Here is a 7,368-nt window from a genome sequence, read left to right on the forward strand (position 1 = left end):
GCCAGCATCTGCTCGCGTGCCTCGCGGCCGACGATGGCGTTGAAGTCGCGCACCATGCGCGGGTACGGGTCTGGACCCGCTACCGTGCCGATGATGTAGAAGGTGTCCTGCACGTTGGTGACCCAGTCGCGCATCGCYTCGTTGAGSGCGTCCTTCAGGGTGGCCGAGCCGGAGGTCACCGGCACCACCGTCGCCCCGAGCAGTTTCATGCGGTAGACGTTGATCTTCTGCCGCTCGATGTCGGTGGCGCCCATGTACACCACGCACTCCAGGCCCAGCCGCGCCGCGACGGTGGCACTGGCCACGCCATGCTGGCCGGCGCCGGTCTCGGCGATGATGCGCTTCTTGCCCATCCGCGCCGCCAGCAGCGCCTGGCCGATGGTGTTGTTGATCTTGTGCGCGCCGGTGTGGTTCAGGTCCTCGCGCTTGAGCAGGATCTGCGCGCCACCGACGTGGTCACTCAATCGTTCAGCATGGTAGATCGGGCTCGGCCGGCCCACGTAATGGGCCAGGTCGCGGTCATAGGCCAGCTGGAACGCCGGATCCTGGCGGGCCTGGTCATAGGCCTGGGCCAGTTCCTGCAGCGGGCCGACCAGGGTTTCGGCGACGAAGCTGCCACCGTAACGGCCGAAGTGGCCCTGGGCGTCAGGGAAGGCATGGAAATCGGCGATGGGAGAGTCAGGCATGGAGACGACCGGTCGTTCAGACAGGTGGATACTCTAGCGCACGGATTGTGTCCGGAAAATGGATATTATCTGGCCWMTCCCGTCAGGAAATCTCACATGAGYACGTCACTGCTGCCGCCCTTGAATGCCCTGCGGGCGTTCGAGGCCACCGCGCGTCTGGGCGGCGTTGGCCGCGCGGCCCAGGCGCTGCATGTGACCCATGGCGCGATCAGCCGGCAACTGAAGCTGCTGGAAGACCATCTGGGCCTGGCCCTGTTCCAGCGCGCCGGCCGCGGACTGCGCCTGACCGCCGCTGGCACCCGCCTTCAACAGGCCTGCAGCGAGGCGTTCGGCGGCATTGAAGACTGCGTGCGCGAACTGCGGCGGCCAAGCGCGGAGCCGGCCCTGGTGCTGGGCTGCAGCGGCAGCGTGCTGGCGCGCTGGATGATTCCGCGGCTGCCGGCACTGCAGGCTGCCCTGCCCGGCGTGCGCCTGCAGTGGTCGGCCCTGGATGGCAGTTTCACCGAGGCGCAGGCCACGCTGGATGCGGTGCTGCTGCTGGCACAGGGACCATGGCCGCGCGGCTGGCAGGTGCGCGAGCTGGCACCGGAACGGGTGGGTGTGGTGGTGGCGCCCTCGCACCCGGCGGCGCAGCGGTTGCGCCATGTCCCCCCGTCGGCCTTGCTGCGGGAAACGCTGCTGCACACCAGTTCGCGCCCGCAGGCGTGGCCTGCATGGGCGCAGTCGCACGGGCTGGACACGGCCCAGCTGCAGCTCGGCACCGGCTTCGAACACCTGTACTACCTGCTGGAAGCAGCGGTAGCGGGGCTGGGCCCGGCGATCGCGCCGGAGCCACTGGTGGCCGAGGATCTGGCAGCCGGGCGGCTGGTGGCACCGTGGGGATTTGCCGCGACCGGCGGGTTCTGGGTGCTGGCGCGGCCGGACGGCCCTGTCGATGCGCGCGTGGACGCGTTGGCCGATTGGGCGGTAGGGCAGTTGCGTTGAACCGGGTTCTGCCGGCCTGCCGCTGCGGGGAATGGCCGCAGATGTGGCTCCTGTAGATCCGGACCCGTGCCCGGCTGCGTTGAGCTGCAGAACACGCCTTGCTTCGCCCGGAAGCCGAGCGTGGGCTCGGCTCTACACAAGGCCAACCGGCAGCGATCGAGCAAGCTCGACGCTGCGAAGCATGATTACGACGCCGTCGGCGCCGCCAGGCGCTGCTGCAGGTCCTCGCGCAGGCGCGACAGCTCGACTTCGGCCTGCTGCCGCTGCTGCATGCCCTCGCGATGGATGCTGCGCACTTCCTCGACGGTAGCGATCAGCTGATCGTGAACGTGGCGCAGCGTGGCCACGTCGATCACGCCGCGCTGGTTGCTGCGTGCGGTGTCCACCGACGCCTGGCGCATCAGGTCGGCATTGCGTCGCATCAACTCATTGGTCGCATCGTCGATGGCATTGGCTAGTTCGGCGGCGTTCTTCTGTTCGCCCAGCGACAACTGGATCGCGAACTGACGCTTCCACGAGGGGATGGTGATGTCGCGGACGGTGTTGAACTTCTCGATCAGCTGCAGCGCATTGGCCTGGATCAGGCGGATCATCGGCAGCGACTGGTCAGCCGCGTGCTGCATCAGCTGCAGGTCGGAGACGCGCTTCTCGATCAGGCGGATCGCATTGTCGATCTCGCTCTGGCGGATGCGTTGCTGCGGGTCATCGCTGCCCTGCCCCAGCAACTGCTCGGACTGCAGCTGGGCCAGGCGCTGCTTGCCGGCGGCGGCATACAGGCCCAGCGCATGACGCTCCTCGCGGACGATGTCATGCATGCGGTCGAAATCGCTTACCCGCTTGCCCATCAGCGCCTGTTGCGCACCCACGTCGCCGAGCAGCTGTTCGATCTGCGAATTGGTATCGCTGAACTTCTGCACCAGCTCGCCCTTGGAAGAACGCAGGCGATCGATGAGGCCACCGATCAACGGCACCTTCGAGCGCTGGGAAAAACCATCCAGCTTGAGCTCGCGCGCGATGCGCACCACTTCGCCGAGCTTCTCGCCATTAGCGTCGAGGTCACGGTTGCGCACCTGGTCCAGTAGCTGGCTGGAGAAGGCCGTTGTGCGTGCGGCGGCTTCGCGGCCGAACACCTGCAGGTTGCCCGGACGCAGGTCTTCCAGCTCGCGGCCGATTTCGGCGATGCGCGGCAGGTCGTCGCGGACCAGGCCGAGGGCCTTCAACGTGCTGTCATCAAGTTCAGGGGCGGGCGTGGTGGCGGGCACGAGCGTGCCGGAGTTCTGGCTGTCCTGGGTCATCGGGCAGTGTCCTTGCGGTGGATAAGCGGCAGCGGCGGCCGGCTCAGGRCAGTCTAGCCTGAGCAGCGGCTACTTCGTCGTCGATCTGGGCCTGCAGCGTGGCTGCCTGCTCGGCCCGTGCAGCCTGCGCCAGTGCCTGGCGCGCCAATGCGGCCTGGCGCCAGGCCGGCAGCAGGACATCGTGGATGCGGACGAAGCGCTGCAGCAGGGCTTCGTCCTGCTCCTGCAGCAGCCGCCACTGCCCGCTTTCGATGCGTCGCAGCGTGGCAAGTCGCTGCAGATGGTCCACGCGTGGGGCCAGCGCGACCTGCGCAGCTCCCTGCAGTGTCGCCAGCTGCGCGGCGCCGAACGTGGCCCAGGCCTCCAACGCGGCGGCAGCCGCATCGTTGTCGATGATGGCCAGGGCGCGCTGCTGCACACGCTGCGCGAGACCCTGCGCCTGCTCGCGCGCCTGCAGCGCCAGCACGCCCAGCTGCGCCTGCAGCCCCTGCGCCTGTGCCTGGCGTTCAACGTCACGGCCGAGCAGGCGCCCCCACCAGCTCTCCTGCCGGCGCAGGCGCGCCGGATCGCTGGCCTGCAACGCCAATGCGATCCGCGCCAGCGCAGCCACCAGTCCCTCGCCTTCCGCGCCGGCCTGCAACGGTGCAGGCTCGGCCAATACCTGCAGCAAGTGGCTGCCGTACGCTGCCAGCGTGGCCACATCGGCACGCGCCGGAAGCGTGGGTTCGGGCAGGGAGCGCACGCAGGTCACGGCAGTGGCGGCGGCCGTGGGCCGTCATCAGCCACCGTTTCCGGCGGCAATGATTCACCGTAGAAGTGGCGCATCAGCGCTTCGTCCAGCGCACGTTCTTCCGGAGTCGCTGCACGACGCACCCGCGGGCGGCGACGCGTGTCGGTCGTGGCCACATCGGCAGTTACCTGCTGCCGGGCCCACCCGGCAAACGCCGCCAACGTCTGCGACAACTGCACCTGCTGTTCCTGCGAGGCGACCAGCAGCTGCAGCAGCGGTGCCAGACCAGCCTGCAGGTCTTCGGCCAATGGCGTGGCTGCGGCCTGCGGTACGGCGGCAGCCGGCGCGCTGGCCGGACGTGCATCGGCCAGGCGCTGCAGCGCTGCCAGCAGGGCCGGCCATGGCGCAGGCTCCGGTACGACGGCCACCTCTGCCGGCGGCGGCGGCGGTGGCAGCTGCAACGCACTGGCGATGTCGGCCAGCTGCGCGACCACGCGGCCACCGACATCACTGTCGCCGGCGCCCATTGCCTTGTTGCGCAGGAAATCACGCTTGATCTGCGCCCAGCGTTGCGCGCGTTCCTCATCGAGCACGCCACGCAGCTCGGCCAGCTTCAGCAGATTCTCTTCGGCACCGGTGGTCAGCAGCTGCGCTTCGCCCAGGTAGTGGTCGGAGATCAGCTGCTGCAGCTCGTCGTCATTCATCACCGGCGAAATCTTCTCCGCCAGCTTGTTCATGTTGCGGTAGCTGCCCTGCAGGCGGAAGGGCGGCTCGGTGCGATAGCGGTCATCCTGGGCAGCGCTGGCGATGTACTGCTGGTTGACCTTGTAGACCACATCGCGGACCTGCAGCATGCGCTGCAGGGTGGCGGTGATCTCGTTGATCTCGGCGCCGCTGTAGGCGTGGCTCAGGCCGTTGGTGGACACATCCTTGCCCATCGCGCGGTCGACCAGCAGGTACAGGTCGGCCATCTCGCGCGTGGCCAGCGGCGCCAATACCGGGTTGGAAGTCAGGCTGTTCTCGATGTAGCTGAGCGTGAAGGCTGCTTCCATGCCACCGAGCACATCGCCCAGGTTGTAGATGTCGGCACGGTTGGCCAGCATGTCCGGAATCTTGAACACTTCGCCGGATTCGGTGTACGGATTGCCGGCCATGACCACGCAGAACTTCTTGCCACGCATGTCGTAGGTGCGCGTACGGCCGCGCCATACRCCCTCGATGCGGCGCGTGCCATCGCACAGCGAGATGAACTTCTGCAGGAACTCGGGGTGCGTGTGCTGGATGTCATCGACATACAGCATGGTGTTGTTGCCCATCTCCAGCGCCAGGTTGAGCTTTTCCAGCTCCTGCCGCGAGGTGGCGTCCGGTGCCTGCTGCGGATCCAGCGACCGCACTTCGTGGCCCAGCGCCGGGCCGTTGATCTTCATGAAGACCAGGCCGAGGCGATGCGCCACGTACTCCATCAACGTGGTTTTGCCGTAGCCGGGCGGCGAGATCATCATCAGCAGGCCCATCAGGTCGCTGCGCTTGTTCTCRCCAACGGTACCCATCTGCTTGGCCAGGTTGTCACCGATCACGCCGAGATATACGTCGTTGATCAGCTTGTTGCGCACGAAGGACGACAACGGCCGGGCCTTGAACTCCGACAGCCGCAGGGTTTCGCGTTCGCGACCGATGATGCCCTGGCGCACCGCCTGATAGGCATGGAAGGCCGGTACGAACGCCTGCAGGTGATGCTGCAGGCGTGCCAGGAAATCGTCCAGCGACACGGTCAGGCTGCCGTTGTGGATGCGGGCGTGTTCACCCAGCAGGCCGCTGACCTCCGCCTGCAGCGGTGCATCGCTGGCACGGGTGCGCAGCTGTCGCTGCACCAGCAGCAATGCCGCCGCTTCTTCGACATAGCCGGCATGCGCCGACTGTGCCGGCAGCCCGGCGAGCGCCCGCAGCCATTGTCCGGCCAATGCCCAACGCATGGCCAGCGGATCCTGCGAGCGCTGCAGCGCACGTTCAAGCGCATCACGCTGGCCCGCCTGCTCCAGTTGCTGCGACAGCGCGTCAAGCAATGCCTGCGCGTGCCGGCTGGTGCTGAACACCGGCTCGCCGGCCACCAGTTCTTCGCCCAGGTATGCCGCTGCTGCATCGGCGGCGGCGGCGTCAAACGGCAGTGCATGCGCGAGTGCATGGTCATGCAGCGCCTTGGCCATTTCCGCACGCAGGGCCTGGCGCCCCTCATCGGAACCGAACAGGCGCGCGATGGCCTCGGCACCAGCCTGCCGGCCGGGCCACTGCGCCACGGCTTCATCGCGTTGGCGCGCGGCCCAGAACAGCAGTGCCAACGCACGCACATGGGGCGAATGCCGCAGCGGTCCGGCGGCCTGCTGCAGCGGCAACAGCGCGCGCAGGATCAGGGCGGCGTCATGGTCATGGATACCGCGCTCGTAGCCCTCGCGGTAACGGGGCGCGGCAAAGGCGCGGACCCGCTGGCCCAGCGCTTCCGGTTCGGCTGCATCGTGCTGCAGCTGGCCCAGGTCCAGGCCATCACGGCCCTCCTCCGCAGCCAGCAACAGGCACCCGGCCAGGTATTCGCCACGGTAGATCGCTGCCGATTCCGAATCCAGGGTCACCGGCCAGAACGGCTTGAGCGCATCAAGCTCGGGATCGTGCAGGGTCTCCAGGAAATCGGTGCCGGTGAGGTGGATGGCAAGGGTTTCACCCCGTGGCAGCAGGGTCAGGTCCAGCGCCTGGGTGTTCACGCTGAATCGATGGCGCGGGCCAAGGCGGACCACGTTGCCGCCGGCCTCGTACAGGTCGCTGCGGTCGCGCAGCTGGCGCACGGCCTGGTCGCGCACGCCCTTCAGGCGCGCCTCGACATCGTCTGCCTTGACGTTGTCGCGCAGCGCACGCAGGCGCTCGGCCAGTTCACGCAGYTTGAGGATCAGCGGATCGCCGGCGAAGAAAGCGTTGAGCTCGTCGGCCGTGCCGAACCGCTCGGTACGCTTTCCGAGGCCATCAAGGATGCGGTTGGCGGCATCGAGCACCGAGCGCGCCTTGCGCTGGCGATCATCCAGCAGGGCCTGCTTGTGCGTATCGAAGGCTTCGACCAGCTCTTCGCGCTTGCTCAGGATGTCGCCGAGGAACTGCTCGTGCTCGCCGAACTGGCTTTCCAGTTCTTCCAGCTGCACCAGCAGGCGCGACAACTGTTCGTCGGCCCGCTCAGGGTCGCTGGCCATCGCCAGCGCGCTGGTGATCGACTGCGAGAACAGGGCGAACTGGGCRGCGAACTGGGCCACGGCTTCGGCCGAACCCAGCGACTTGCGGCGCTGTTCGGCGCGTGCGCGTGCCTGGTTCAGGCGCCCGTACAGCAGCGAGATGGATTCGACCACGCGGGTGCGCGCGGTCGCATCGTCGACCTTCAGCCCGGCCATCAGCTCGGACAGCATGTCCAGATCGCCGGCCATGCCGCGCAGGCCGTCCAGCTGCTCATCCAGCTGGCGTGCACTGGCGGCCTGCTGTGCGGCTTCGTCCAGCGCCTGCATGCGGGCGGTCAAGGGGGCCAGTGCTGCATCGCCGGCAAGGAAGGTACCGGTGGCGGCGCCGACACGGTCGTGCGCCTGCACAAGTTCGGCGGCCATCGCCTCGATGCGCGCGGTATCGATGTAGCGCAGTTCGCGGA

Annotated in this window: 5 protein-coding genes; 1 reads left to right on the top strand and 4 read right to left on the bottom strand. The window is 67.8% G+C overall.

The window, feature by feature from the left end; all coding sequences use genetic code 11:
- On the bottom strand, positions 1-686 hold a 686-nt coding region (locus AC1VAN_RS06450; RefSeq protein WP_480985488.1), incomplete at its 3' end, for a pyridoxal-phosphate dependent enzyme.
- Positions 687-782: 96 nt separating this feature from the next.
- On the opposite strand from AC1VAN_RS06450, the gene AC1VAN_RS06455 reads away from it, so the two are divergent.
- Positions 783-1,670: a LysR family transcriptional regulator gene (locus tag AC1VAN_RS06455; protein WP_032975006.1), complete on the top strand. Its 888-nt coding sequence runs from the start codon at positions 783-785 to the stop codon at positions 1,668-1,670.
- A gap of 185 nt (positions 1,671-1,855) precedes the next feature.
- On the opposite strand, the gene AC1VAN_RS06460 is transcribed toward AC1VAN_RS06455, so the two are convergent.
- The 3 genes from AC1VAN_RS06460 to AC1VAN_RS06470 form a co-directional block, all read right to left on the bottom strand.
- Entirely contained in the window at positions 1,856-2,965 is a 1,110-nt protein-coding gene (locus tag AC1VAN_RS06460) for a toxic anion resistance protein (RefSeq protein ID WP_032975007.1), read from the bottom strand.
- A 43-nt stretch (positions 2,966-3,008) separates the two neighbouring features.
- Positions 3,009-3,707, bottom strand: coding sequence for a hypothetical protein (locus AC1VAN_RS06465; RefSeq protein ID WP_480985489.1), 699 nt, complete (start codon positions 3,705-3,707; stop codon positions 3,009-3,011).
- 5 nt (positions 3,708-3,712) lie between these two features.
- Positions 3,713-7,368, bottom strand: a 3,656-nt coding sequence (locus tag AC1VAN_RS06470; RefSeq protein WP_480985490.1) for a DUF7902 domain-containing protein, incomplete at its 5' end; no start/stop codon positions are given.

Source organism: Stenotrophomonas sp. 05L44_2, assembly GCF_056665995.1.

Excerpts from the sequence above, each read along its gene's own strand:
- AC1VAN_RS06460 (WP_032975007.1), bottom strand. The coding sequence starts at position 2,965 with ATGACCCAGGACAGCCAGAACTCCGGCACGCTCGTGCCCGCCACCACG.